The sequence below is a fragment of the Bacillus sp. IT-79MI2 genome (genome assembly GCF_949768135.1).
GTDB classification, from domain to species: Bacteria; Bacillota; Bacilli; order Bacillales; family Bacillaceae_G; genus Bacillus_A; species Bacillus_A pseudomycoides.
The window spans coordinates 1-420 of record NZ_CATKPV010000008.1 but is presented as its reverse complement, the minus strand read 5'-3'; the positions used below and the strand labels follow the sequence as shown (position 1 = coordinate 420).

Below are 420 nucleotides of genomic sequence, written 5' to 3'. Positions count from 1 at the left end.
AAATTCAAATGGTAAATTTGTAGTAGTTGAACGTGAGAAAAAATCACTTACAACTTCACCAGTGGATATTTCGATTATTGATTCTGTGGCTAATCGTACTTATCCAGGAGCAGTACAACTTGCAAATAAATCTTTTGCGGATAATCAACCTAGTTTATTAGTGGCTAAGAGAAAACCTTTGAATATTAGTATAGACTTACCTGGCATGAGAAAAGACAATACAATTACTGTCCAAAATCCTACATATGGTAATGTGTCTGGAGCAGTAGATGAATTAGTATCTACTTGGAATGAAAAGTATTCAAAAACACATACGTTACCTGCAAGAATGCAGTATACAGAATCTATGGTGTATAGTAAATCTCAAATAGCAAGTGCTCTTAATGTTAACGCTAAATACCTTGACAATTCACTGAATAT

The 420-nt window shown here is 33.1% G+C and carries 1 pseudogene; it reads left to right on the top strand.

Going from position 1 to position 420, the window contains the following annotated elements:
- Positions 1-420 (top strand): annotated as a pseudogene (alo, locus tag ACM6HU_RS00065) (anthrolysin O/cereolysin O family cholesterol-dependent cytolysin Alo); the annotation flags it as partial.